General features: G+C 43.6%; 24 protein-coding genes and 3 pseudogenes. 19 read left to right on the top strand and 8 right to left on the bottom strand.

Annotation, left to right across the window (positions count from 1 at the left end):
- Positions 1 to 132: 132 nt before the first annotated feature.
- Positions 133 to 2,064, top strand: a complete 1,932-nt coding sequence (locus R7F07_RS11780; protein ID WP_171342537.1) for a DEAD/DEAH box helicase — start codon at positions 133 to 135, stop codon at positions 2,062 to 2,064.
- Between the two features lie 72 nt (positions 2,065 to 2,136).
- Here R7F07_RS11780 and R7F07_RS25625 read toward each other — a convergent pair.
- Positions 2,137 to 2,380: pseudogene (locus R7F07_RS25625) on the bottom strand (EAL domain-containing protein); the annotation flags it as partial.
- Positions 2,381 to 2,451: 71 nt separating this feature from the next.
- Positions 2,452 to 2,682 carry a hypothetical protein gene (locus tag R7F07_RS25620; protein WP_224721257.1) on the bottom strand — a complete coding sequence of 77 codons (231 nt, stop codon included), beginning with the start codon at positions 2,680 to 2,682 and terminating at the stop codon, positions 2,452 to 2,454.
- Between the two features lie 468 nt (positions 2,683 to 3,150).
- Here R7F07_RS25620 and R7F07_RS11770 point away from each other — a divergent pair, with 468 nt between their 5' ends.
- A complete protein-coding gene (locus R7F07_RS11770; protein ID WP_017821080.1) occupies positions 3,151 to 4,344 on the top strand; it encodes an acetate/propionate family kinase in 1,194 nt (397 codons plus the stop codon).
- 69 nt (positions 4,345 to 4,413) lie between these two features.
- Here the strand turns inward: R7F07_RS11770 and R7F07_RS11765 are convergent, their stop codons facing one another.
- On the bottom strand, positions 4,414 to 5,343 hold the full coding sequence (locus R7F07_RS11765; RefSeq protein WP_017821079.1) for a LysR family transcriptional regulator: 930 nt from the start codon (positions 5,341 to 5,343) through the stop codon (positions 4,414 to 4,416).
- A 128-nt stretch (positions 5,344 to 5,471) separates the two neighbouring features.
- Here R7F07_RS11765 and R7F07_RS11760 point away from each other — a divergent pair, with 128 nt between their 5' ends.
- The 4 genes from R7F07_RS11760 to R7F07_RS11745 all read left to right on the top strand — a co-directional run bounded on the left by R7F07_RS11760 (position 5,472) and on the right by R7F07_RS11745 (position 9,294).
- Positions 5,472 to 6,386, top strand: coding sequence for an alpha/beta hydrolase (locus R7F07_RS11760; protein ID WP_017821078.1), 915 nt, complete (start codon positions 5,472 to 5,474; stop codon positions 6,384 to 6,386).
- Between the two features lie 40 nt (positions 6,387 to 6,426).
- Positions 6,427 to 7,365, top strand: coding sequence for an alpha/beta hydrolase (locus tag R7F07_RS11755; protein ID WP_005375705.1), 939 nt, complete (start codon positions 6,427 to 6,429; stop codon positions 7,363 to 7,365).
- Between the two features lie 205 nt (positions 7,366 to 7,570).
- Positions 7,571 to 7,873 carry a hypothetical protein gene (locus R7F07_RS11750; protein WP_005375707.1) on the top strand — a complete coding sequence of 101 codons (303 nt, stop codon included), beginning with the start codon at positions 7,571 to 7,573 and terminating at the stop codon, positions 7,871 to 7,873.
- A gap of 401 nt (positions 7,874 to 8,274) precedes the next feature.
- A complete protein-coding gene (locus R7F07_RS11745) occupies positions 8,275 to 9,294 on the top strand; it encodes an alpha/beta hydrolase family protein (RefSeq protein WP_062730946.1) in 1,020 nt (339 codons plus the stop codon).
- A gap of 123 nt (positions 9,295 to 9,417) precedes the next feature.
- On the opposite strand, the gene R7F07_RS11740 is transcribed toward R7F07_RS11745, so the two are convergent.
- Complete coding sequence (locus R7F07_RS11740) at positions 9,418 to 10,224, bottom strand: sulfite exporter TauE/SafE family protein (protein ID WP_171342538.1); 807 nt, start codon at positions 10,222 to 10,224, stop codon at positions 9,418 to 9,420.
- Between the two features lie 122 nt (positions 10,225 to 10,346).
- Between R7F07_RS11740 and R7F07_RS11735 the strand changes: the two genes are divergently transcribed.
- The 6 genes from R7F07_RS11735 (at position 10,347) to R7F07_RS11710 (ending at position 15,649) form a co-directional block, all read left to right on the top strand.
- Positions 10,347 to 11,141: an AraC family transcriptional regulator gene (locus R7F07_RS11735; RefSeq protein WP_005375710.1), complete on the top strand. Its 795-nt coding sequence runs from the start codon at positions 10,347 to 10,349 to the stop codon at positions 11,139 to 11,141.
- 339 nt (positions 11,142 to 11,480) lie between these two features.
- Entirely contained in the window at positions 11,481 to 12,149 is a 669-nt protein-coding gene (locus R7F07_RS11730; protein WP_005375711.1) for a DUF1826 domain-containing protein, read from the top strand.
- Between the two features lie 4 nt (positions 12,150 to 12,153).
- On the top strand, positions 12,154 to 12,624 hold the full coding sequence (locus R7F07_RS11725; protein ID WP_017635740.1) for a Fur family transcriptional regulator: 471 nt from the start codon (positions 12,154 to 12,156) through the stop codon (positions 12,622 to 12,624).
- Positions 12,625 to 12,706: 82 nt separating this feature from the next.
- Positions 12,707 to 14,041, top strand: a complete 1,335-nt coding sequence (locus R7F07_RS11720; protein ID WP_062730948.1) for a dihydroorotase — start codon at positions 12,707 to 12,709, stop codon at positions 14,039 to 14,041.
- A gap of 44 nt (positions 14,042 to 14,085) precedes the next feature.
- The gene (locus R7F07_RS11715) at positions 14,086 to 14,646 is read left to right on the top strand and encodes a carbonate dehydratase (protein ID WP_017821071.1); all 561 of its coding nucleotides are present in this window, start codon (positions 14,086 to 14,088) and stop codon (positions 14,644 to 14,646) included.
- Complete coding sequence (locus tag R7F07_RS11710) at positions 14,636 to 15,649, top strand: CobW family GTP-binding protein (protein ID WP_021707804.1); 1,014 nt, start codon at positions 14,636 to 14,638, stop codon at positions 15,647 to 15,649. The genes R7F07_RS11715 and R7F07_RS11710 overlap by 11 nt, the downstream gene beginning before the upstream one ends.
- Positions 15,650 to 15,856: 207 nt before the next feature.
- Here the strand turns inward: R7F07_RS11710 and R7F07_RS11705 are convergent, their stop codons facing one another.
- Positions 15,857 to 16,729, bottom strand: a complete 873-nt coding sequence (locus R7F07_RS11705) for an aspartoacylase (RefSeq protein WP_171342539.1) — start codon at positions 16,727 to 16,729, stop codon at positions 15,857 to 15,859.
- 147 nt (positions 16,730 to 16,876) lie between these two features.
- Here R7F07_RS11705 and R7F07_RS11700 point away from each other — a divergent pair, with 147 nt between their 5' ends.
- Positions 16,877 to 18,136, top strand: a complete 1,260-nt coding sequence (locus R7F07_RS11700; protein ID WP_171342540.1) for a peptidoglycan DD-metalloendopeptidase family protein — start codon at positions 16,877 to 16,879, stop codon at positions 18,134 to 18,136.
- Between the two features lie 67 nt (positions 18,137 to 18,203).
- On the opposite strand, the gene R7F07_RS11695 is transcribed toward R7F07_RS11700, so the two are convergent.
- A complete protein-coding gene (locus R7F07_RS11695) occupies positions 18,204 to 18,383 on the bottom strand; it encodes a hypothetical protein (RefSeq protein ID WP_081007918.1) in 180 nt (59 codons plus the stop codon).
- 276 nt (positions 18,384 to 18,659) lie between these two features.
- Here R7F07_RS11695 and R7F07_RS11690 point away from each other — a divergent pair, with 276 nt between their 5' ends.
- Entirely contained in the window at positions 18,660 to 19,874 is a 1,215-nt protein-coding gene (locus R7F07_RS11690) for a CobW family GTP-binding protein (RefSeq protein ID WP_171342541.1), read from the top strand.
- Positions 19,875 to 20,021: 147 nt separating this feature from the next.
- Here R7F07_RS11690 and zigA read toward each other — a convergent pair whose 3' ends face one another.
- Positions 20,022 to 21,221 (bottom strand): zinc metallochaperone GTPase ZigA, encoded by a 1,200-nt coding sequence (gene zigA / locus R7F07_RS11685; protein WP_171342542.1) that lies wholly within the window; start codon positions 21,219 to 21,221, stop codon positions 20,022 to 20,024.
- 190 nt (positions 21,222 to 21,411) lie between these two features.
- Here zigA and R7F07_RS11680 point away from each other — a divergent pair, with 190 nt between their 5' ends.
- Both R7F07_RS11680 and R7F07_RS11675 read left to right on the top strand, forming a co-directional pair.
- Entirely contained in the window at positions 21,412 to 21,837 is a 426-nt protein-coding gene (locus R7F07_RS11680; protein ID WP_064354628.1) for a TraR/DksA C4-type zinc finger protein, read from the top strand.
- Between the two features lie 280 nt (positions 21,838 to 22,117).
- The gene (locus R7F07_RS11675) at positions 22,118 to 22,726 is read left to right on the top strand and encodes a MarC family protein (protein ID WP_017635732.1); all 609 of its coding nucleotides are present in this window, start codon (positions 22,118 to 22,120) and stop codon (positions 22,724 to 22,726) included.
- Positions 22,727 to 23,145: 419 nt separating this feature from the next.
- Here the strand turns inward: R7F07_RS11675 and R7F07_RS11670 are convergent, their stop codons facing one another.
- Positions 23,146 to 23,586, bottom strand: a complete 441-nt coding sequence (locus tag R7F07_RS11670; RefSeq protein ID WP_005375731.1) for a phosphate-starvation-inducible PsiE family protein — start codon at positions 23,584 to 23,586, stop codon at positions 23,146 to 23,148.
- 238 nt (positions 23,587 to 23,824) lie between these two features.
- Between R7F07_RS11670 and R7F07_RS11665 the strand changes: the two are divergent.
- From R7F07_RS11665 to R7F07_RS25610, 3 genes and pseudogenes are all read left to right on the top strand, one after another.
- Positions 23,825 to 23,941, top strand: a pseudogene (locus R7F07_RS11665) (universal stress protein); the annotation flags it as partial.
- Positions 23,942 to 24,361: 420 nt separating this feature from the next.
- Positions 24,362 to 25,141, top strand: a pseudogene (locus tag R7F07_RS25615) (PAS domain-containing protein); the annotation flags it as partial.
- Entirely contained in the window at positions 25,139 to 25,675 is a 537-nt protein-coding gene (locus R7F07_RS25610; protein WP_372036153.1) for a methyl-accepting chemotaxis protein, read from the top strand. The pseudogene R7F07_RS25615 and the gene R7F07_RS25610, both read left to right, overlap by 3 nt.
- The last annotated feature ends 220 nt before the right edge of the window (positions 25,676 to 25,895 follow it).

Genomic DNA, 25,895 nt, shown 5'->3' with positions numbered 1-25,895 from the left:
CGTCCCTAATGGCTTATCGCGGTTGTGTACTGTGCTGTGTTCCCGTCTGAATGGAATCAGTATCTGGATGGATCAGTATCGAATTGGAAGAGCATATGGGACTGTTTTTTTGTTTAATTAAGTAGGATCCCAATGCAAGATTCTGTTATTCAATTCAGTGATTTATCTCTGAATGATTCTATCCTTTCTGCTCTAGACGGAATGGGTTTCGTGTCACCAACTCCAATTCAGGCTGCGGCAATCCCACACCTATTGGAAGGTGCTGACGCGCTGGGTAAAGCTCAAACAGGTACAGGTAAAACAGCAGCGTTCTCTCTGCCTCTTCTCAACAAACTCGATCTAAACCAACGCAAACCGCAAGCGATTGTACTTGCTCCGACTCGTGAGCTGGCAATTCAGGTTGCAGCGGAAATGAAAAACCTTGGTAAAAACATCAAAGGTTTGAAAGTTCTAGAGATTTACGGTGGCGCATCTATTGTCGACCAAATGCGTGCTCTTAAAAGTGGCGCTCATGTAGTTGTCGGTACTCCAGGCCGTGTTCAAGATCTTATCAATCGCGAACGTCTACACCTAGACGAAGTTAGTACTTTCGTTCTTGATGAAGCAGACGAAATGCTAAACATGGGTTTCGTAGATGACGTAACTGCGATCATGGAGCACGCTCCAGAGTCAGCACAACGCGTTCTGTTTTCTGCAACTATGCCTCCAATGCTGAAGAAGATCGTTGAACGTTTCCTTCGTGACCCTGTAACGGTTGACGTTGCTGGTAAAAACCACACTGTAGACAAAGTTCAACAACAGTTCTGGGTAGTGAAAGGTGTAGAGAAAGATGAAGCAATGTCTCGTCTTCTTGAAACTGAAGAAACTGACGCGTCAATCGTATTCGTACGTACTCGTCAAGATACTGAGCGTCTGGCTGACTGGCTATCTGCACGTGGCTTCAAAGCAGCTGCACTGCACGGTGACATTCCTCAGTCTCTACGTGAGCGTACTGTTGATCACATCAAACAAGGTGTTATTGACATCCTAGTTGCAACTGATGTTGTAGCTCGTGGTCTTGACGTTCCACGTATTACGCACGTATTCAACTACGACATCCCATTTGATGTTGAGTCATACATCCACCGTATCGGTCGTACTGGCCGTGCTGGACGTAAGGGTAAAGCGATCCTTCTAGTTCGCACTAACCAAATTCGTATGCTTCGCACTATCGAGCGTGTAACTAAGTCATCTATGGAAGAAATCCAACTTCCTCTACGTGACCAAGTTGCTGAAGCTCGTCTAGCTAAGCTAGGCGCTGAGCTTGAAGCAGAGAAAGAGCACAAAGCACTAGACAAATTTGCTGAGTTGGTAGAGAAACTACAAACTTCTCTAGACATCGACCCAGCAACACTTGCTGCTATGCTTCTTAAGCGTCAGCAAGGCAAACGTCCTCTGTTCTACATTGGCGAAGACCCAATGGTTGAAGCAATTGAGCGTGACAAGCAACGTCGTAAAGAGCGTCGTGAAGGTGGTCGCGATGGCGGTCGTAACTTCAACAACCAAGACTGGGATACTTACCAGCTTCAAGTTGGTCGTGAGCAAGGCGTTCAAGTTAAAGACATCGTTGGCGCTCTAGCAAACGAACTAGGTCTAGGTAAAGGTTCTATCGGTGCGATCAAGCTAGCTCAAGGCCACACATTCGTACAGCTACCTAAAGCAATGACTTCAGACGCGGCGAACAAGCTAAGCAAACTACGTATCCGTCAACAAGATGTTGGTGCTGTAGTATGTGATTTCGATGATTTCCGCGAGTCTCGTGGTGGTCGCCGTGACGGTGGTCGTCGCGAAGGTGGTCGTCGTGATGGCGGCGGTTACCGTGGCAACCGCGAAGGCGGCAACCGTGGTGGTGAACGTCGTGAAGGCGGTCGTCGCGAAGGTGGTTTCCGTGGTAACCGTGACGGCAACCGCGATGGTAATCGTGAAGGTGGCGAACGTCGTTTCGATCGCAACCGTGGTGGTGATCACCGTGGTGCACATCGTGGTGAACGTGGTCACGGTCGTGGCCGTCGTACAGACGCATAATCACGAGTGATTAAAGCGACGGTTTAAGTTGCTACAAAAAGAATTGAAAGCCGAGCAAAGCGCTCGGCTTTTTTATGCGCGTCTAATACGGTTTTGCTTTTCATCGTGTTTGTTTACCCAACTTATTACTTCGTCTAAGGGCAGGGCAGAACAAGTAACCCTGAATGATGTCACAGCCTCGACTTCTCAAAAAATGCAGTGTGTCCATGTCTTGAACGCCTTCTGCTACGACCGAATACCCTAATCCATGTGCTAGCGCAATCGTGTTCTCAACGATAGAGCGGGAGCCTTCAGTGCGGCTTGCTGTGAAAAGAAATTAACCAGCTTACCTTGAAACGTATTATCAATCTTTCGACGTTTTTGAGGTTATCTCATAATTTGAATCAGTCATTGGCCTTCAGGTTGTGTCATGTCTTCGATAGACTCAAAGTAGTATTTACGATAAGGGAGCCCAGTAAGAGCGTCATGGACGGCATTGCGCTTCTCTCTTTCAGCAACAGTATGAAGCTTTAATATCGAATCGTTGCTCCACTTAATCACCAGCACGACAAAGATACTGCCGCCAAAAAGTATAAGAGAAACCCCCGTTTCTAAGAGAGAAGTAATAGGTTTTTGCATGATAGCGTGCAAAAAAACGGCATAAGCAAAAATGAAACAGCTGATTAACAATAATAGGAAAGTCCACCCGGTTACGTCAGTTTTCGAGCAGATGTTTTTTGTCATCTGCCATCCCCAGCAGAGCAAAATCAAACCTAAGATCACTAATAGAAATGCAATAGTGGGCACATTATTACCCCGATTTATTGATTGGTTTGTTATTTTTGTTCACCCAATAAACAACGTAGCTTATATATCTGACTTTGTACAAATTGACCTATTCATAAATTATGTTTAACAAGTGATATTTTTTAGTCTTCAAATAAAATCAAAACTTGCTACAGATCAACAAAATTTGTTCAATCAAATCGCTTTTACTAAAAGATTGTTGAAAGATTAAAAAATTATTGAATAATAGAGGGGCAAACAAGAAGTACGCAGCGCACAAGCGCTATTACAACCTCTGCTCTACAACAGGATAACTATTTCATGTCTAATTCGTTTGTACTGGTGATCAACTCTGGTAGCTCTTCATTAAAATTTGCTGTTATTGATTCTGAAACCGGTGAAGCTTTGGTATCAGGTATTGGTGAGTGTTTTGGCCTACCTGAAGCTGAAATCAGTTGGAAATATCAGGGAGAAAAAACCGTTGAAGCAATTCCAGCTGGCGGTAACCATCATCAGTACGCTGTTGAGCGAGTGGTAAAACTACTCGAAACTCTAGGTTTGAGCTCAAAATTTGTCGCTGTAGGCCATCGCATTGTCGCAGGCGGTGAAACCTTTAAAGGAACTGTGAAAGTTGATGAAACAGTTATTCAAGAAGTAGAGCGCCTTGCTGAACTTGCACCACTTCATAACAAAGCGAACGCTGAAGGCATGAGAGCGGCAATGGCGGCGTTCCCTTCACTGCCTCAATTTGCTGTATTCGACACTGCTTTCCACCAAACAATGCCAGCCAAAGCCTTTATGTACGCACTTCCTTACGAGCTTTACGAAGAGCATAAAGTGCGTCGTTACGGTGCTCACGGCACAAGCCACTATTACGTAAGCCGTGAAGCAGCGAAAATGCTAGATAAGCCGGTTGAAGAAAGCAGCTTTATCACTGTGCACTTAGGTAACGGTGCATCAGTGAGTGCGGTTAAAAATGGCGAATGTGTTGATACAAGTATGGGTTTGACGCCGTTAGCTGGCCTAATGATGGGCACTCGCTGTGGTGACCTAGACCCAAGTGTTATCGAGTTCCTTTTCCGTAAAGGCTGGGAAAAAGACGAAGTGTTCGAGATGATGAACAAGAAGTCAGGTTTCTTAGGTGTATCTGGTGTGACAAGTGATGCTCGTGGCGTACTAGAAGCAATGGAAGCGGGGAATTCACGTGCGAAGTTGGCATTTGAGATCTTCACTTACCGCGTTGCGAAATACATTACATCCTACCTCGCGGCTCTGGATTCATTAGACGGCATCATCTTCACTGGTGGTATTGGTGAAAACTCACTACCAATTCGTCGTGAAATCTTGAAAAACCTAAAACTGTTAGGTTTTGTTGAAGATCAGAAAGGTAACGAAGATGCAAGATTTGGTAACGCAGGTGTTATTGCAACATCTGAGTTGTTAGGTGCCAAAGCTCTTGTTATTCCTACTAACGAGGAATTTGTGATAGCCAAACAATCGGTTGAGCTATTGTAATATATAACGAAAACAGAAAGTTAAAAGCGAGCCTCGTGCTCGCTTTTTTTACTTAAAGCAATTTGACAATTACTCTTTGGGTTTCAGAGCTTCGCGCTTTTCGATTAAAAAATCCATCAAGACGCGGATTTTTTTCGGCATATGCTCTCGTGAAGGTATATACAAATAAAACCCTGGAAACTCTTTGCACCAAGGTGTCAGAACTCGGGTCAATCTTCCCTCATTTATGTGCTTTTCCACCCATAAATCAATATGCTTCACTAAACCCACACCCTGTATTGCAGCTTGTAACATACTATAGTCATCATTAAAAATAGCATTGCCTTTAGGCTCGAAAACGAGGGTGCGCTTTGCAACATCTGGAGAGGTTAGCGACCAATGATCAATTGTTCCGCTAGAGGTAAAACGATAAGCAAGGCAATTGTGATCTTCTAAATCCTCAGGAGTTTGAGGTAGTCCATTTTGCCTAAAGTATTCAGGAGAGCTCACTATTGCCGTTGTTAACGGCGGAGTAATAGGGATCGCAACCATATGTTCATCTAAGCTTAATCCTAAGCGAATGCCAGCGTCAACGCCTTCTGCGACGATGTTAGAAAACCCATCATCCATGATTAGCTCTAGGCGTATTTTAGGATAACGAGAGAGGAACTCACCTAGATAGGGCTCAATAAGCAGCCGAGCAGCGGTTCTTGATACACTGATACGGATTAATCCCGAAGGCTCAAGATGAGAGTCGTTCAATTCGTTAACGACCTGCTCAATGTTCACCAATGAAGGTTGCAAAATATCAAGCAGACGTTGGCCTTCTTCCGTCAGCGACATACTTCTGGTGGTTCGATTAATTAACCGAACTTGTAGCTGTTGTTCTAACGCTTTTAGGTGTTGTGATAAGGCAGCACGGGTTACCCCCATTTCTAAGGCTGCTTTAGTGAAACTGCGATGGCGAGCAATATGTGCAAACCACGTCAGTGATGAAATTAAAGAAGGTTCTATTCTCATTTGTTAAGTATAACTAAACAGTCATGTAGATAAAACGATATTTATCCGAAACAGTGTGTTGACTAATATTACATCGAAGCTTAGGTCAGCCTGAGATGAACAGTTAACCTCTAATGGAGAATGTCGCTATGTCTAAAGTCACTTTCAAAAATCTCAATGGTCAAGGTATTGAGATTTCAGCGGTTATCAACTTCCCTACAGATTTTGATGCAAGTAAACAATATGCGGCGGTTGTTGTTTCACACCCAGGTGGTGGCGTAAAAGAGCAAACCGCAGGCCTATATGCGAGTAAACTTGCAAAAAGCGGCATAATTGCCATTGCGTTTGACCGTTCGTATCAAGGTGAAAGTACAGGTGAGCCTCGCCAAATGGAAAACCCTTACACGAGTACTGAAGACGTGAGCGCAGTCGTCGACTATCTGACAACGTTAGAGTACGTCGATAACGATAAAATTGGCGCAATGGGGATTTGTGCTGGTGCGGGCTATAGTGCAAATGCAGCGATCAATGATCGTCGAATCAAAGCACTGGGTATGGTTAGTGCCGTAAACATTGGCCAAATGTTCCGTAATGGTTGGGATAATTCGGTTAACGATGCTGACGCTGTTGGTTACTTAGAATTTGGTTCGAATGCTCGCACAACCGACACGAATGGTACAGAATTCGCGACTATTCCTCTAGCTCCGATGCGTGAAGAAGATGCCTCAAATGCAGAGCTACGCGAAGCTTGGGAGTATTACCACACACCACGTTGTGAACATCCAAATGCGCCGGGTTTTGCTCTAACTCGTAACTTAAACCAGATCATTACTTACGATGCGTACCACAAAGCGGAAGCATTCCTAACTCAGCCAATTCTTGCTGTCGTTGGTAGTGACGCAGGCAGCAAATGGATGAGTGATGACCTGATAGAACGTGCAGCGAGTTCAGATAAAACCTTGTATGCCATTGATGGTGCAAACCATATGTCGCTTTATGATGTTGCCGAATACGTCGATGACGCAGTATCCCAACTCGCATCTTTCTTCCAACGCACTCTTTAATATTCCCGATGAAAGGCTTTTTACTCTTAAGGTATTGATTATGAATATGCAAAAAATCACTTTTAGAAATGCTGATATGGCTTGGGATATGTCTGCATTAATTTTATTTCCAGAAGGCTTCAATGAATCGAAACGCTACCCAACAATGATAAGCGTTCATCCTTTTGGTAGTTGTAAAGAACAAACATCCAGCGCTGTCTATGGTAAAGCCCTTGCTGAGTTAGGTTACGTCGTGATCGCATTTGACGCGAGCTTCCAAGGAGAATCGGGAGGATTGCCTCGCTACGTAGAAGACCCAAGTCAACGTGTTGAAGATATCAGTCGCGTTATCGACTATGCAGTAACTTTACCATATGTCGATGAGAATAGAATTGGTGGACTCGGTATCTGCGGCGGTGGTGGTTACATGATCAATTCAGCCCTAACCGAAAAGCGCTTGAAAGCTGTCGTAGGTATTACGCCTGTTAACTTAGGCCGCTTGTTCCGTGAAGGCTTTAGTATGTACGACCCTATCGCCAATCTTGAAGCTATGGCTGCACAGAGAACAGCCGAAGCTCGCGGCTCAGAGCTGAAAATCGATGAACTTCTTCCTCCAAATATTGAATTTGCAAAAGAAAATGGATTAACAGAACGAGACGTGTTCGAAGCTACTGAATACTACAAAACATCACGTGGACAAACCGAAGGTGGTGCAACTCGTATGCTGTTTTCACATGCACAGAAAACACTGAGCTGGGATGCCTTTGCATTTGCCGAAACGTTATTGACTCAGCCTGTTATGGCCGTGGTAGGGCAAAAAGTCGGGGCGTTTGGTGCTTATCGTGATGGGCAGGAAATTTATGGCCGCTCTGTTCAATCAAAAGACCGACAGCTGGTTAATTTGGAAAATTGGTCTCACTATGAACTGTATGACCATCCAGAAGCAGTCGGCATTGCAATGGACAAGGTTTCTGCATTCCTTGAAACACACTTAAAATAATCTAATAAGTTAGAAGCGTTTTGTAGAGTTGCAAAGCGCTTATTTTTAACAGCGTAAGATGTAGTTCGAAGCGAGTAGGTCGGTAAATCTTCGTGCGAATAACCTCATCTACAGGCTATTGACTAAATACCACTGCCAAATACTGTTTAAGACAATGTAGACTGAGACCTAATTAAAGGCGTTAGATAGGAAGGCAGTTTAATTCATGCGCAAATCAGATAAGAAGGTCGAGAATCTAATTAGAGAAGTGTTGACCGAAGTTTGTGAAGATACGCTAAAAGGCTACGATGGCTTTCTTTGGGTGACTCATACCGTCAAATTCTCTTCTTTTCCACAAAGTTTAGAAATAGTCTGTGTATTCGAAACGAAGCAAGATCGAGCTAACTTTTTTGAAGGAGAGGGCCGCCAGCATGTTTCCACAACTATTCAAAAGGCATTTAATAAGGTAGGAGTGCAACTAAAGAACGTCAGTAAGCAAATCAGTTACGATACAAAACAAAAGCATTAGCGCAGGCAGCAATGGTCCGTAATAAAATGGTGCTTGGCTACCTTGCTATAAAAATGCAAAGGGCACTGGATGGGCAATGAAGCTTCAGCTCACTTAGATATACATCGGTGTAACTATGAGTTATGGAGTTATGGATTGTGAATACGGTTGGTTTTCTAATGTTGCCTTAAGAGGCCATGATTAGTCGTTTACAATGAGTAAAGTACAAACTTCTGCATGGTGGATATCCGCAGAAAATTATTGAAAAGAAAGGCTCTAGCTGGAGCGGTCTATCATTTTCTTTGGGTTACCTCGACTATGAATAGCTTAATTGCTATGTTTCGCAAAATATATGGAGAATCTCCTGCGCGTTATTTTTCTAGATGCCGTGCAGAATAATGTGTTGACCGGCTGAGGGAAAAATGAAAACCAAAATAATAATGTCGTTTCTACTCGCTACATTGTGTGTCAGTGCCAGCGCCAGTACGAATGAGCCGAAATACCATTCTGCGCTAACAATCAAAACGGGATTCAGTGAAGACAGAGATAAGCCAGTAGAAGTCTATTATTGGTATCCCACAACGAACGAAAAAAACAATTTCACGTTTGGTAGGGGGAACATTTTTAAATCAGTCGAAACGCAGTTAGATGCCCCTTTAGCAAGTGGAAAATTTCCCGTTGTGCTTTTGTCGCAGGGCGGAACACGGTCAGCGTTTTCCCACAGTGGTTGGATAGCCTCGAGCCTGGCGCAACAAGGTTATGTCGTTGTGGTACCAAAGCCTCCTGCACCGAACGAAATCAATGCAGAAATGGCTGTCGATGAAATCACATTCAGAACCAGTGATTTGGTGCTTGGGCTGAACGAATTAAGTTCGGTCGGGATACTGTCCGGAGGCGTAGATACTGATGCAGTGCAGGGGGTCGGCTTTTTTCTGGGCGGCACATCTATGCTGATGCTCTCCGGAGCGCAAATAAGCCCGGAGAAATATCGAACATCGTGTCACAACGCCACCAATGTAGACTGTCATTGGTTACGTGAAAATAACGTTGATATTACCAGCATCCCGGATCAAAAATTTCCCCGATTTCAGTCTGAAAACAAACTGAAATCGGTCGTCGTTATCAACCCTGAGCTAACGAAAACTTTTGTCCCTGAAACTCTGGCCTTGATGAACAATGCTATCACCGTGGTGGCGCTCTCTGATCGGCTATATCCCGCACTGACACCAGCCGAATCACTTGTTGCTCTTCCCAATGTAACATTTCAAGAGATCCCCAGTGCGAGTCAGTTTAGTGCGTTCGCAGAATGTACTGAGCGTGGCATTAAAATTCTCGCATCAGAAGGGGAGGAAGCACTTTGCCAGGAGCGTGACGAGGTTTCCAGAAAGGACAATCATCAGCACATTTTGGATGTAATTCTGGCCAGGTTAACAAAGTCATAAGAGTGCAACAATGAGGAGCTTTCTTACACATTGTGTGCTTGGACCAGCAAAGCGAGAAGTAAGTTTTTGCAGGCTTATCCTTTCACCATAGTGCAAGGCCTACTAGTGACCGTGTTATTTGCTCTAACTAAGTACTTGTACCAACATTTTGAAACTTAGAAGAACACACAAAATACCAACGATTTTCTTAAGAACTTTATTTGGGAAATACGCTGCACAACGCACGCCGAGGCTAGTAGTTAAGTAGCTACTAATGGAGAAGCTGAGCATTGCAGGAAGGTATATGTATCCTAAGACTAAGTTGTTCCAATCTGTATTTTCCCATCCGTTTAACATGTAACCGAGGCTTCCTGACAGCGCGATAGGGAAACCTATCGCAGCAGAGGTTCCAATAGCACGTTTTACTTCAAAATTTTGCTGGACAAGATAGGGGATGATCAACCCCGCACCGCTTATAGAGACAAGTGCTGATACAGAGCCAATGACCGAGCCTACAGTGATATTACCGATAGCCCCATGTGGGTTAGGGTTGTACTCATTTTCAGTGTTGAGAAACATCTTATAAGCAACATACAACATGAATACGCTGAAAAAGCCTGCCAGATAGACTCCTTGTAGATACGATGCTACGAATGTGGCGCAAAATGTTCCGACTAGAACTCCGCTCAACATTTTTACTACCATTGTCGAGTCTACATTCTCTTTTTTGTAGTGAGCGCGCATGCTGCCCAATGTTGTAACAATCATCGAAGCCATTGATGTCCCCAACGCAAGATGCACTACTTCCGTATCAGCTATTCCCTGTAGTGAAAATAGAAACGCAAAAATAGGGACGGCCATTCCACCACCACCCACACCAACGAGTCCTGCGAGAAAGCCAATGCCCAAGCCTGCCGTAATGTAATAGATAATAAAGATAGGTTCGTTCATGATGGTTCTGCCTTCGATAAAATGGTCGTTGCTAAAATGTTACTCGAACGCTAACTTGCTATGGTAACGTTAAGAGGACAGAAAATAATGAATAATGGCCAAAATGGAATTGAGTAAATAAAGTGACAAACTCTGATTACAGCGAATGGAAAAATGGCGCCGCACTGATCGTTAAGGAGTGGCAGCATGAAAGGAGCGACTTCAACCATTTGGATCAACGGCCACATAATTGGCACAGTCATCATCGAGGCCAGTTACTGTGTATAGATGAAGGGCTAATTCAGGTCAAAACCGATGAAGGAACGTGGATACTACCACCTCACCGAGCTGGTTGGATCCCCCCGGGTGCGATGCACAGTGTTTATTTTTGTGGTTCTCTGAAAGGTCGTTCATTACTGTTTACTCCAGAGAGTTGTGAGCGGTTTCCAATGAGACCTTGTGTTATCCAAATGAGCGATGTGTTGAAAGCCCTATCGGTTAGAGCATCGATATGGAGCAAAACAGACGATCTATCCATACAGTCTTTACGTATTCTTGCCGTAATATCCGATGAAATCGTCAATAGCCCTCATGAGTCACTCCACATCCCGCTGCCCAGAGATCCGAGACTGCAAAAAGTTACTCAAGCAATTTTAATAGACCCAAACAGCAAACATTCTGTGGAGCATTGGGCCAATATTGGGGCAGTCTCATCTCGGACGTTAAGACGATTGATTCGAAGTGAGTTAAACATGAGTTTTAATGAATGGCGGCAACAAGTACTGCTAATACATTCATTAGAAATGATAGCTCGAGGGGAATCTGTAGGAGCGGTTGCACATGCTTTGGGTTATTCGACGCCCAGCAACTTTATCGCGATGTTTCGTCGGGTCTATGGCGATTCACCTACGCGTTACTTTTCTAATCGCGGAATATAATTTCCGTGCTCGCATGCTCATGATGTTCCCCTAATTATTTTTAATCAAAAAAGGTAAATATTGAAAAGATTAATTGTTATGTTATAACATTGCTTTGTTTGGGGCTCTACAATTTGTTGTTTAAAGAATTGATCTCACAACCAGTAGTCTCCTATTGAGAGAGAGTAAACGTTGATTTCTTCACAAGCGTTGTCTGACTTGACTCTACATGGGGTGGGACTGTGTCAATATGTCCGTGAACTAGAGCGAAATCGTAACGATTACTAGGTCTCATAGCCCTAGAAAATCAACGTTATTAAAACCTTTACCTGACCTTTTTAACGCTTGGGAGGAAGATATATGAGCATTGATGTAGTTGAGAACCCGCTTCGTGTCCAAACAACATCATCGTTGGCGATATCGACATCAGCGAACATACTTAGCGACATCTACAAACCAGAGCACAATATTGCCATATGGCAGCGAACGCTCTCGAAAGAGTTGACGAAGGACATTAATCTGATGCTGGCACAGGAGCCTAGATTGGCACTGGTACAAAGTGTCACGCCAGATGATGCTGCACAATGGGTACGAAGCAAGTTAAAGGGCTATGCGTGTGCTGATGCGCTGAGTGAAGATGTTGCTTTAATCGTCGATATGTTCTGCTGTTTGTTTGAGGTTAAAGAAGCAGGTTTGAGGCTAACTCGCCTAGACAGCCCGATGTGCCCGAAATTTCACTTTGATCGTGTGCCTTGCAGACTTGTCATAACTTATACCGGCCGAGCGACCGAATGGTTAACCAACGATACCATTGATCGCACTAAACTCGGTGCCGGTAGTCTTGGTCAACCTGATCACCTATCGGGCTTATACGACTCTGAAAGTGCCATACGACGAATGCAGCCTGGCGATGTTGCCCTGCTCAAAGGAAGTGGTTGGGAAGGCAATGAAGCCACTGGACTTATACATCGCTCTCCACATGTTGCAGACAATGAACGTCGCTTACTACTCACATTGGATTTCATCTAGAGATATGAGAAAGCTCAAAACGGTAGATGACGTCATGAAGCAGGTAGAGAAAATCTGCCTGCTGCGAGGTAAACAACTCACTACTAAACGGAAATTGATACTGACTTCACTGCTATATGCGGAGAAGCCGCTTTCTGCCTACGAACTAGTTGACTACTGCAATCACAACTTTTCTCAAAACATTCAAGCGATGTCGGTTTATCGAATACTCGATTTCCTTGAAGCAGAGCACTTTGTCCATAAGCTCAATACATCTAGTAAATACGTCGTTTGTTCTCAAATCGCGTGCGATCAGAAGCATGGCGTTCCACAGTTTTTGATTTGCTCTCAGTGTGGAAAGGTTAGTGAAATAGCGGTTGAAGCCAATGTTATTTCTAGCGTATGTGCGAAAGCCATACAAGAAGGCTTCACCGTTCTTAGCCCACAATTTGAGATTTCCTGTGTTTGCGATGAATGCGCAAACCGCCCCCTATGAGGCAGACACACGATCTCCCCTTATAGCTTCACAAGGTGACCGAGTATTGGCCACCTTTTCAAATTATCTAAAAGAATGAATTATGTCAGCAACATTGATTAAAAACGCTCGGGTGGTCAACGAAAGAGCCATTACCGAAACAGATTTACGTATTGTTGATCAAAGAATTGACAAGATTGCTACTAATATATCCGTACAACACGGAGATATTGTAATTGATGCTAAAGGGGCTTACTTACTGCCAGGCATGATTGACGATCAAGTGCATTTCCGAGAACCTGGGCTGACACATAAAGGCACAATTGCAAGTGAGTCGCGGGCAGCGGTGGCCGGCGGTATTACAAGCTACATGGAAATGCCCAATGTTAGTCCGGCTACAACGACTATTGACTCGTTAGAGCGCAAGTTCGCTCTCGCTAAAGAAAGCTCGTTTGCGAATTATTCTTTCTACCTCGGTGCAACCGAAGACAATCTTGAACAGATTAAACAACTTAACCCCAAACAACATTGTGGTGTGAAAGTATTTATGGGGGCATCAACAGGAAATTTGTTAGTCGAAGATCCGCAAGCGTTAGAGTCAATTTTTCGTGACTCTCCAGTACTCATTGTTACTCATTGTGAAAGTGGGACTGTTATTAAACAAAACCAGCAAAAGCAAAGGCTTAAGAAGCCAGGTTTCACTATCGAAGACCATCCCATTTTGCGTGACGAAGAGGCCTGTTACGCTTCATCTTCTTATGCGGTAGAACTTGCCAAAAAGTATCACAGCCAACTGCATGTGCTGCACATCACAACGGCGAAGGAGCTAGCACTTTTTGACGAGGGAGACATTCGAGACAAATCAATCACCGCGGAGGCTTGTGTTCACCATCTTTGGTTCAGCAACAAAGATTATGGCGCTCTTGGTAACTTGATCAAATGTAATCCTTCAATCAAGTTTCCTAGTGACCGCGATGCGTTGTTAAAAGCGTTAAATACGGGGCAAATAGATATCATTGCAACAGACCACGCTCCTCACACTTGGCAAGAAAAACAAGTGCCTTACGAGCAGGCTCCAGCCGGACTGCCGTTAGTTCAGCATGCATTACTTACTCTCTTCGAGCATGTCCGTTTAGGTCATATGAGTTTGACTCAAGTAGTCGAAAAAACTGCGCACAACCCGGCCATTCGCTATGGCATTCAAGGCCGAGGTTTTATCCGTGAAGGTTACTACGCCGATTTGGTGTTGGTTGATGCTCATACCCCAACACGAGTTAGCAACGAAAACAGTTTATATCATTGTGGTTGGTCGCCTTTTGCTGGACATGAATTTTCAGCTCAAATTCAAAAGACTTGGGTCAATGGCGCGCTAGTTTATGACAATAACAAAGTCATCGATAAACCAGCTGGAGCGATGCGTTTATCCTTCAATCGTTAAGTCGCTGACCGTAAAAAAAGAGCCATAAACAAACTGGAAGCATTATGTTAAGAAGAAACCCAACGGGCCATATGCCACAGGTGTCCTCAACAGCCTTTATCGATCCAACCGCTATTATCTGTGGCAAAGTCATTATTGAGGATAACGTTTTTATTGGACCCTATGCTGTTATTCGAGCTGACGAAGTTAATAACCATGGAGACATGGAAGCTATCGTCATCAAACGTGACACCAATATCCAAGATGGTGTCGTAATTCACTCTAAGGCAGGGGCTGCGGTGACCATTGGTGAGCGCTCATCCATTGCTCATCGTTCGATTATTCATGGTCCTTGCCAGGTTTGTGATGATGTTTTCATTGGCTTCAACTCCGTCGTGTTCAATAGCGTCATCGGTGAGAGGTGTGTTATTCGTCATAACTGTGTCGTCGATGGCCTCGATTTACCCGCTTATTTCCATGTACCACCGATGACCAATATTGGTGTCGGTTTTGATTTAGAGAGTATCTCTAAAGTGCCGCCAGAATATTCAGCTTTTTCCGAATCCGTCGTTTCTGCCAACCATGAACTAGTCCAAGGCTACCGGAGAATTGCCAATGAACTTTAATAAGCCACTGATTTCGCGAGTGCCGACTAACATCATCACTGGCTTTCTCGGGGTGGGGAAAACATCGGCAATAATGCACTTATTGACCCATAAACCGAGTCATGAACGTTGGGCTGTATTGGTCAATGAATTTGGCGAAGTTGGTATTGATGGCAGCTTGTTACAAGGCCAAAAAAAACAACAAGACCAAGTGTTTATTCGAGAGGTCCCCGGGGGATGTATGTGCTGTGCAGCAGGTCTTCCGATGCAAATCGCCTTAAATCAATTATTGTCTGAAGCAAGGCCAGATCGATTGTTGATTGAACCTACAGGCCTTGGTCATCCTAAAGAAGTACTGCAAGTGCTATCGACCGAGTATTATCGTCAAATTCTCGCTTTGCAAAAAAACATTACTTTAGTCGATGCACGTAAACTATCGGATCCTAAGTACACTGAGCATGAAACGTTTAACCAGCAAATCACTATCGCAGATACAGTGGTAGGTAATAAGCGCGATCTCTATCAAGATGAAGATGAGCAAAAGCTGACGGCTTATATAGCAAAGCTCGGTCTGCGGGAAACAAAAGTGATTTTCGCTGAACATGGCGCTATCCCTTTTCATGAATGTGAGGGAGCGACTCGTATTGACGTGCAAAAAACGCCCTCTGTTCTTTATCGTGAAAGAGAGAAAAAGTCACTTGTTCCTGAGTTGCCTATGCCTGAGAGCGGCATTCTAAAAGCAACCAATCAGGGGGAAGGTTTCTACAGTATCGGTTGGCGTATATCCGCTGAAAACGTGTTCGATCATCAAAAGCTGAGATTATTGCTGCTCGACCTCAAGGTCGAACGAATGAAAGCGGTTTTTATCACGGGAAGCGGTATTTTTGGTTACAATCTAACATCAGATGGACTAACAGAGTTTGAACTAGACGAGTGTTCAGAAAGCCGCCTAGAACTGATCTCTTCCGGTCTAGATGACCAATTTGAAGATAGATTATTTCGATGTTTGGAGAAGGCATCATGATAGAAAAGAGAAAACTCTCCTTTTAACCATAATGTCTTACCTCCTTAAAATTCTAGTGGGGTTTCTTTTAAAGCTGCGCTTAGGGCACTTATGCTGCCGTATTAGGGTGGGGTTAGTACCCGTATTTTCTGCCTATGCGGTTCAGGCACAGTTTTATTCATGGGGTGAGGTATCCACGTTACACGTGGCCTAATTACTTGCTTTAAGTTACACGGAAGAAACACGTCTTTTTTTAGCGAGGGCCATTGCTATATTTGCGGTACTGTAGGCGCTCTCATTGATAAAGTGCGGGTAAATTTCCCCTTTGCCATTCCAATGGATATCATAACCAGCGAAAGTCGCTAATAAAGGTGCTCCTGGTTTGACCGCCTCAAAATCTCTGCCACAAATAGTAGGGTGTACTAGTGCTTGCCGCATACCCTCTTGATCAAGTGGAACCCTGATTTCTTCGGTGTAAAAAAACGCCTCATAATCGCTCAGTAAGCCTATTTGGTTGAGGTTGTGCTTTTCAACATAGTCCAATACTGCGGTAAGCATCTGTTTCATCAACTCCAACGTACTGTACTCTAGCGCACCATGTGCTTGCGCCCCGACCTCAATCATTATTCCATATTGCCCAGCAGTACAAAGGTAAGGTTGCTCTTGCCATTCTTTTCGCTCTTCGAAAATGACATGTGCTGATGGCATTCGTTGTTTGACGTACGCGCCCAGTTTCCGATAAAACACATCGTTAGAAAGCAAAATCAACGTCGCTCCCATATTGCTTGTTGTATTGTGCAGGTCAACAATCAACAGTTTTTCTTGGTTTGCATATTTCTCGATAAATTGATGTGCAATCTTGCTTTCATGCAAATCAGGACAATGATTGCTATTCATTGCTGAGAACTCGCGATTTAAGTCTGTATCGATGTATCGGACGTTGTGTTTTGCTGCTTCGGAGTTTGCGATGATCGAGCAGGCTGAAAAGGTTGATCTATTGACAGAGTAACGTTTTTCTTTGATTAGTTTATGTAAATAAATACCAGAAAGTTCGTTTCCGTGTGTTCCTGCAACGATAAGTGCTGAATTGAATGTGTTCATTATTGAGCCTTCTCAAAGAGAATGGGTTGAATGACTGGTCTTCTCTTAGCCAATCCAGTGAACTGAATAAACGTTTACTAAACTGAGTAAAAACAATCATAGATATGTTATAACATAACAATCGTTGTTATTGATACTTAGTTTCTCATGAGTCAGTTTAAATTTATTGCTTTAATCGTTGCTGTGTTTTGTTTTTCGGTCGCTTTGCTTCTACCTACAGAGGATGAGCCAAATCAAGATAGTCACAGCACTCAACTGAATCAAAGCAGTGATTCGTCACCACCTCCATCATCAAAGATAGTGGTTCCCTCAGATAGCAGTTTGACTCCGTTGCCTAAACCTAAACAAATACACTACATAGTTAAAGTGGGAGATACGCTCAGTGGTATCTTCGCTCAATTGGGTCTCCCTTACGGTATTTTGCAGCAAATTCTCTCAGTTGATCTTGATCACCTCCAGCTAGATATGATTAAGCCCGGAGAAGAGCTTGAATTAGTGATGGATGACATGGGGCAATTGAGTCGACTAATTTATCATATGAGCCTTGTAGAGAAGGCTCTCTACACTAGAGAAAACGATGGCTCCTTCTCTTACGAATTTCAGGAAATTTCAGGGGAATGGCGTGAAACCTTATTTTCGGGAGAAATCAAAGGGAGTTTTTCAGTCTCGGCACATCGAGTAGGATTGGCATCAGGCCACGTCGCAAATATTACGCAGGTGATGAAAGATAAGATTGATTTTGCGCGATCTCTTAGAGCCGGTGACCGTTTCGATATATTAGTGAAACAGCAATATTTAGGTGAACACAAAACTGGCAATAGTGAGATTAAGGCTATTTCTTTTAACTTAGCGAAGGGAGAAGTCGCTGCATTTCTAGCCGAGGATGGACGGTTCTATGATAGAGCTGGTAACAGTTTGGAGCGAGCGTTTAACCGTTATCCTGTCGATAGGGCATACCGCCGAATCACCTCTGGGTTTAACCCTAAGCGTAAACACCCAGTGACGGGAAGAGTCACCCCGCATAACGGAACGGATTTCGCGACACCAATCGGTGCGCCAGTTTATTCTACTGGGGATGGAAAAGTAATTGCGGTCCGCAAGCACCCTTATGCCGGTAATTATTTAGTGATTGAACATAACAGTGTGTACAAAACTCGTTACCTACACTTGAATAAAATCTTGGTTAAAAAAGGTCAAGTTATAAAGCGTGGGCAAAAAATAGCCCTCTCTGGGAATACTGGTCGTTCAACCGGACCACATTTACATTTTGAAGTTTTAGTTCGTAATCGTCCGGTTGATGCAATGAAAGCCGACTTACCTATCGCGAAGTCGCTTCCTAACATCCAAAAACCTTCATTTTTGGCGCGAGTATCAGAGTTTGATTATCTAGTAGAAACGAAAAACTGAGTCCCGACAATTTGTTAGGGCTCAGTTATGCTATTTTGTGTTATGAGGTTGGAGCAATAGGTGAGTCTCAATATGTGTTCCTAGAAGAATAATGACTGCGATTTTTTCTTTTACGTGCGTCCACATCCGCAACATCGGACGCTTTGCAACAACCTCCGCCTTTGATCGGCCTACGTGAAAACATCACACCAATCGCGAGCATCGCAATACAACTTAGGAAAATAAGAACGGTAAGAACTAAAGTCATAACACCACCTCCTATAAATCGCTGTATTGTCATCTTTCTCCAATTTTATAAACAAAGCAATGGTCGTTTTGTAACCACTTATTATTTTTATCAATAGTCAGACCTTTGCTGGTGATGAAACGTGATGAGAAACGAAGGAGAGTTCTGAGAAATCAGCCCCTGTGATCTTTACCGATTCTTAAGTTTTGCGTCTAAGACAGCAATTGGATTCCTTCTATAACTCACTAAGTTGTTATGTTATAACATGCGTTCATCCAGAGTTTGTAGGTCAAAAGTATGCCATCAATTCCAGTCACCATTTTGCATGGGTTTCTCGGGTCCGGGAAAACCACGTTTTTACGCAACATTCTTCAACAAGCCGATTCTTCTGGTATTGATCTGTCCGTTATTGTTAATGACATGAGTGAGTTAGACGTCGATGGCGTGCTTATCTTAAATACCGATGCGGTGAGTGAAGAGCAGGGCAACTTTGTTACGATCAGTGGAGACAGCATCAGCAGCCTGAGTGGTGTAAAGCAGCTCGATAAAGCCCTTAAAAAGCTCTGCGCAGAAAAATCGCCAGAATGGGTTGTGATTGAAACGTCGGGCAGTAGTCATCCTTTACCTTTGGTCGAGTACTTCAAAAGTAACGCACAATTCGCACTCAAAGACGTAATTACGTTGGTGGATGCGACTTGGTTGCGAGATGACTATCGACAAGGTTCTGCCTTAATCCCTAAGTGGCAGGAGAACGTGCAGCAGGGTGTTCGCGGCGTTGAAAACTTGTTGGTAGAGCAAATCATGTTCTCAAACCGTATCATGCTCACCAAGACGGACAAAGTGGACGACAATACCGTTCGCAACATCGCGCAGGCGATTCACCCGCTTAACGTTTACACCGAGATAATCAAAACGTCGTGGGGAAACTTGGATATCCGCATGTTGAAAGGTGAGCAAGACTACAATTTCTTCCTTGTTGAGCAGTTAATCGCAGAACTTCGTGAGACGGTGAATGAGCCGTTGAATCTCTCTGATAAAGACGAACAAAGCCTTGTCGCGAAAGTGATCAAAGATGATCGACCTTTTCATCCTGCGCGTTTGTGGAATACCTGCCACCAGTATTTAACTAAAGGTGTGTTCCGCAGTAAAGGGTTCTTTTGGTTTCCAACTCGAGACGATGTTTCACTGCTTTGGAGCCAAGCAAGCGGCAATGTGGGGCTTGAAATTACAGGCTTTTGGCGCGCTTCGGTAATCAATGACGAATCGCAAAACTTCACTGAGGAACATCGTCAAATCCTGCAAGATAAGATAGACAGCGTTGAAAGCCGCTTTGGTGATCGTCGTTGTCGCTTAACGGTGATTGGGCAAGAAAACGAAGTCGATGTGTTTATTGATGCGCTGGAAAACTGCTTTTTAACGGATGCGGAACTGGAGCAATGGCAACAAGGGGCAACATTTGAAGATCCTTGGCCAAAGAAAATAGCTAAGTTGAGCCAGAAGAAGACGGTTTGAATGCACTGGTGAGGATTCCCTCGCTACATGTTTGAATCTCGGGTTGTTTCGAGAACGGACTTACTGAATTGGCTCGGTATACCAAAATTGGCTCTGTGTAACGAAAAAGCCTCCCGAATGGTGGGAGGCTTTTTGTATCTCAGTCGTTTACTGTTCCCATTCAGGGAAAGGGTCTTCCAGAGATAACCAATAGTCGAGCCCTTGCTCCATCTCATCTTCTGTTAACAAGCATTCGTTAAGACGAGCAATCAATTTCTCTTGCTCTAATCCCTGACCAATAAACACCAATTCTTGTCGCATATCGCCGTATGGTTCTTGCCAAATGTCGTTTATAGCATCTAGGTAATCTTGAACCGTCGGCCATTCCTCCTTCGGAATCGCTTTCCAAAACATACCCGCAACACCATAACGTGCGATGCCTCCCGCTTGGCTCCATTGACCGACAAACTCTGGTCTGGTTGCTAGCCAAAAGTAACCCTTGGAACGAATCAGTTTGCCGTAATCTTTCGCATTGTGGAGGAAGTCGTAAAACTTCTCTGGATGGAAAGGGCGTCTCGCATGATAGGCAAAGCTGGAAATGCCGTATTCTTCGGTTTCCGGTATGTGCTCGCCTCGCATTTCCTTCAACCAACCTGGGGCTTGTTGTGCCTTTTCAAAACTGAAGCTTTGTGTGTCGAGTACCGCATCAAGTTCTACTTCACCATTCGAGATAGGAAGAATAGTGGCCGATGTATTAAGAGTTTTAAGAATCGCAAGAAGCCTTTCGATTTCTGATTTCTCAGCAAGGTCGGTTTTACTTATCAAGATAACGTCAGCGAACTCTACTTGATCAACGAGTAAGTCAGCAACGCTGCGTTCATCGTCTTCACCTAATGATTCGGCTGTCTCTGTTAAGAACTTAGCTTCATCGTAATCACGCAGAAAGTTAATCGCATCAACCACCGTAACCATGGTGTCTAAACGTGCAACGTCTGAAAGTGATAGCCCGTTTTCATCAGCAAACGTAAAAGTCTCTGCAACGGGAAGTGGCTCGGCGATGCCAGTGGACTCGATAACTAAGTAATCGAATCTGCCTTCTTGCGCGAGTTTAGTGACTTCTTCAAGCAGATCTTCACGCAGGGTACAACAGATGCAACCGTTACTCATTTCAACCAACTTTTCTTCACTGTGGTTGAGAGAAACTTCATTCTGAACGGTCGCTGCATCGATGTTGACTTCGCTCATGTCGTTGACGATGACCGCGACTTTTCTGCCTTGTCTATTGTTAAGAATATGACTTAAAACGGTTGTTTTTCCTGCGCCTAGAAAGCCGGACAAAACCGTAACAGGGAGTTTCTGGGTGTTCATGCTCATGCTCTTTATAGTGTAATGTTATAATATAACAATTAATATAGTCGGTGATCTTAACTCTGGCATCAAGCAGTTTGTGAGTGTGTCGAGCACTGCACCTTATTGGCGGCTTTATTTGTCGTTTAGTTGCACAGGTTCAGATGTCCGGAATTTAGAGATCGAACTCTTATCTCGGTGTGGAGGTTCTATGAACGAAGAGAAAAAGCATGTCATGACAGAAGAAGAAATTCTTGCAGCGCCCGAGGCGGATTATATGAATGAAGCTCAGCTCGCGTTTTTTGAAAACCGATTATTTGAGCTTTATGAATTGACGTTAGCGCATATTGAACGCGCGAAAGAAGAGATGATTGCGCCAATGGAATTCAGTGACGAAAGCGATAGGGCGTCCAGTGAGGAGCAATCTGCAATCGCATTAAGAATCATAGATAGAGAGCAAAAGCTGTTACCTAAGATTCAACGATCGTTGGCTCGCTTGCGCGCAGGGGAGTATGGCTATTGTTTAGAGTCCGGAGAACCTATCGGCATTCCAAGGTTATTGGCACGACCTACTGCTGAATATAGTGCAGAAGTAAAAGCTCAAATGGAGTCAAAAGAGCACTGGTATAAACACTAAAGCCTCACTATCTTATGACGTCGATATTCTTCTCGTTCACTTGTTTTTTTTGATGTTCTCTGAGAAGTCTAAAGCGATGGCGACTACCGTTAGGTATGGTAGTCATTACCTTTGAGATATTAATAGTTATCGATAGGATAGAAGTAAGTTCTGTATTGTAAATAACGCACCATTTTTGTTTTTCTGAATGAGCTCTCGCTATGTTAGCGTCAAACATTTTCTCTGCTACTTCAAGCTGATCTTCTATCCTTAAAGCTAAATTGGTACTGGAGAAAGTAGCATGATTGACTTTGTGGCAACTTTTATCTTTTTCTTTGCTGTCATCGATCCCATAGGTACTGTGCCCGTTTTTATCGCAGCCACAAAAAGCTATGAAGAAGTGGCAAAGCGTAAGGTCGCTCTGTTTGCGACTCTATTCTCCGCTGCTATCCTACTGTTTTTTGTTGTTGCTGGTGAAATCATACTTACAGCAATGCGTATTCCCTTGTCTGCGTTTCAAATCTCGGGCGGTATCGTATTGTTCTTGTTTGCTTTGACTATGATATTTGGTGAGAGTAAACCAGCAGAAGAAATCAGAACGCTCAATAGTCATCATGATACAGCAGTTTTTCCTCTAGCCATTCCATCAATTGCTAGCCCTGGCGCAATATTAGCCGCCGTTTTACTCACAGAGAACGTGCGGTTTAATATTTGGGAGCAAGTCCAGACAGTGGCTATGATGCTGCTTGTACTATTGGTTGTTTATATCTTGCTATTAATGGCCAGCGGCATACACAGGATTATTGGGAATACAGGAGCTAGTGCTGTAAGTCGGATCATGGGGTTGATATTAGCCGCTGTGGCCACGACCAACACTCTGAATGGGATTGAAAGTTACTTTGACCTTTAAGGCTTTTTCGCAAACTGAGCTGAAGGTATGCGTTAAGAGCTAATTTTACGGCGAGATGACCGACCACCTGACAATCACTTTTCTGGCGGTTACTTTTAGCCGGATGTAATCCTTCAGGCTATTCGTGACGACCTTGTTTAAGAGGATCACGGAAAAGTTGAAATTAAAATACATAGATGTTGAGGGTATAAATCAGATGGGGAACTGGAGCAACACTTGCCCCATTGAGCTGTGCCAATACTCAAAGATTAGCTGCTAGAAAATAATATCGATAATTTCTCCGCCTAGGCACTACTCTATAATCTTGTAGTCTAGCAGTATATAGAGCCTAGCATGGAGGAATTTATTAGCTTCCAACGTGCCAAGACAAGACTTTTTCATGCCTTGAGAGTATCTAAAAATTCGGGAGGCTGAGAAGTTTATTCAGTATGGCTCTTATTGGGCAGTTTATGGATCAGCCAGTAACCAAGACTCATACTAAGAACTACAGCCGCAATTCCAATCAGGTACATTGGAGACAAGGTTTCAAAGTCTATAATAATGACCTTTCGGGAGATTGCCATCAGCGCGGTGGCCATGACGATTTTTACATGAATAACATTTTCTCTCAGGTAAATAGTTATATTGATGAAAATTTCAATAGCAATTAAAACGGCCATAAAAGCACCAAAAGTGGCTAGCATATCTGAAATCGTCAGAATGAGTTTAGGTGGCGTGATAAGTTTTTGATATATCGTCCATGCAACATCTATCACACCCATGACGATTACAAACAACATAACTATCGACAATACTCTTACAGACCAATGAATCACTATCTGTAATTTTTTTGTTAACTTATCATTTTTATCGACTTCCATGGCCCTGTTTCCTTCGCTTGTTTATGTTCACTTAACCTTCATATGTTGAAGCTAGACAATTGAATACATGTCGTTTTAAGCATAGTTGCTGTGGTGAGAGATAGAAGCGCCCGAGGGAAGGAAGTTATGAAACTTAGGAGTGAGCACAATGTTGGACACACAATGTAATCTCTGGTGTCATGCGTTATTACCTCATTACCTCATTACCTCATTACCTCATTGCCTCATTTCTGATCGTGACGAGTCGACTGGTGAGCTGGTGATTCATCACCTTCACGGCAAACTGAATGAGCGGATACCACAACGTATTGATACTGGGCAAATCGATGCGCTTGTTGCTGGTTCCTCCGTGCGTTGTTAATAGAAATACAAGCGAATAAGGAGTGGGTAATCGCTCAAAAGTCGGGTGGAAAAGCGGTAAAACGGCGAAAATTATTGGAACTAAGTCAAGGCCCTTTTTTTAAATGAAAAGGCTTATTGATCTGAACACACCACTTCTCCATATAAGTATATCCACAAATACAAACCTCAAATTGGCGATAAAGAGCTTTAATATTGATAAATATATAAACAACTTGGGTGCTGAAGAAATTTCAGTATACTGCGCTTAGGTTACACTGGAGAAAAAATCGCCGTATTCCCAGCGGGGTCCTTTGATAAGAAATAGAAATCGCGTTTGAATATGCAACCAAACGATTTTGCCGCTTGCAGTTTATTCGGTATACAAATAATAAACCTTTGACTAATCCGAAGGTCGGTCAAATGAGAGAAAGTCATGTTTTTTAATAAGTCGCTTCAACAAGAAAATCAACGATTAAAGCAGGAGTTGCAAATCCTGCAGCAAATCCAAACCAGTTTAGATGAAGAGATGATCCGCTTAACATTGGATAGTAAAGGCCTCATTACTTCTGCAAATACCAAACTACAGCAAGAACTTTTCTTACATGATGATGAGATCTTAACGAAATCAATTACTGAATTGGTACCGTCAAATTCGCGCAATACAGACCACTTTCATCGAATGAAGAAAGCCGTCCAAGATAAAGTGTTCTGGAATGGGGCATTGCAAGTACGGAAAGGTAATGGTGAGGAAGCCTGGTTAAGAACGATTATCCAGCCTGTTTTAAATGAGCGCAGAGAAGTAGAAAGCTTTTTTGTTTTTGCTTCTGAACTTACGCGAACGATCAAATCATCCCGTGAGCAAGAGGACATGCTAAATGCATTAAGTCGTTCTATGGCGGTGATTGAGTTCACATTAGATGGCCATGTTTTAAAAGCCAACGATAATTTCCTAAACACAATGGGTTATGCGCTTGATCAGATTCTAGGGAAGCATCATCGCATGTTTTGTGATCAGGAAGAGTCGAGCTCTCAAGCTTACCGTGAGTTTTGGCAACGTTTAGCAAAAGGGCAATTTTCATCAGAGCGATTCAAACGAGTTAACCGTTATGGTGAAGAGGTGTGGTTAGAGGCTTCATATAACCCTATCCATAACGACAGAGGAGAGCTCTACAAGGTCGTTAAGTTCGCGACAGATATTACCCAGCAGGTGATGCAGGAACAGAAAATGGCCCAGGCTGCGCAATTGGCGAACGAAATCTCCCAAGAAACTGGAACACAAACCCTGCAAGGGCAAGAGGTTATAGGCTCAACGTTAGAAAAGATGCAGATACTTTCCGAGCAAATGCAGCAAGCGAACACCGCGATTGACGAGCTTAAAGCGCACTCATCGCGTATTAGCGAGTTGGTAAATAGCATCAGTGGTATCGCTGACCAAACTAACTTATTGGCGTTAAATGCGGCGATAGAAGCGGCTCGCGCGGGTGAGCATGGCAGAGGTTTTGCCGTTGTTGCTGATGAAGTCAGACAGCTTGCTACAAGAACCAATGCAACCACCGATGAAATTGTCACAATGGTCAGTGAAAACCTACAGCGAACAGATAACGCAGTTAAGCTGATCGCTAAATGCCAAAAAGAAGCACTAGATACGCTAGAGCTCTCTGAAAAAGCAGGCAATGTGATGAATGAAATACAAGATGGCGCTAGCCGTGTTGTAGAGGCCGTGGAGCAATTTAACCGCTCGTTGTAGTTAATCAATAAGTTTTCATTGCAGAGGCGATTGGTAAAAAGCAATTCGCCTTATTCAACCTGTATTGAGGAGCGCTTAAGTCGCAATACTACTCCTGCCGCAGTCAAGTTAAGCGTTTTGAAGGGGAGGTAGTTCGACACCCGGTACAGGTTTTAGCCAGTTTGCTTGCTGTATAGAATGCCAAAGTAATTTAGTATGCGAAAAGGCTTGCCTTAAGACT

It is taken from the genome of Vibrio sp. YT-16, assembly GCF_033337405.1.
Lineage (GTDB): Bacteria > Pseudomonadota > Gammaproteobacteria > Enterobacterales > Vibrionaceae > Vibrio > Vibrio alginolyticus.
Note: the sequence above shows the minus strand (reverse complement) of the source record. Positions and strands in the feature narration are given on the sequence as shown.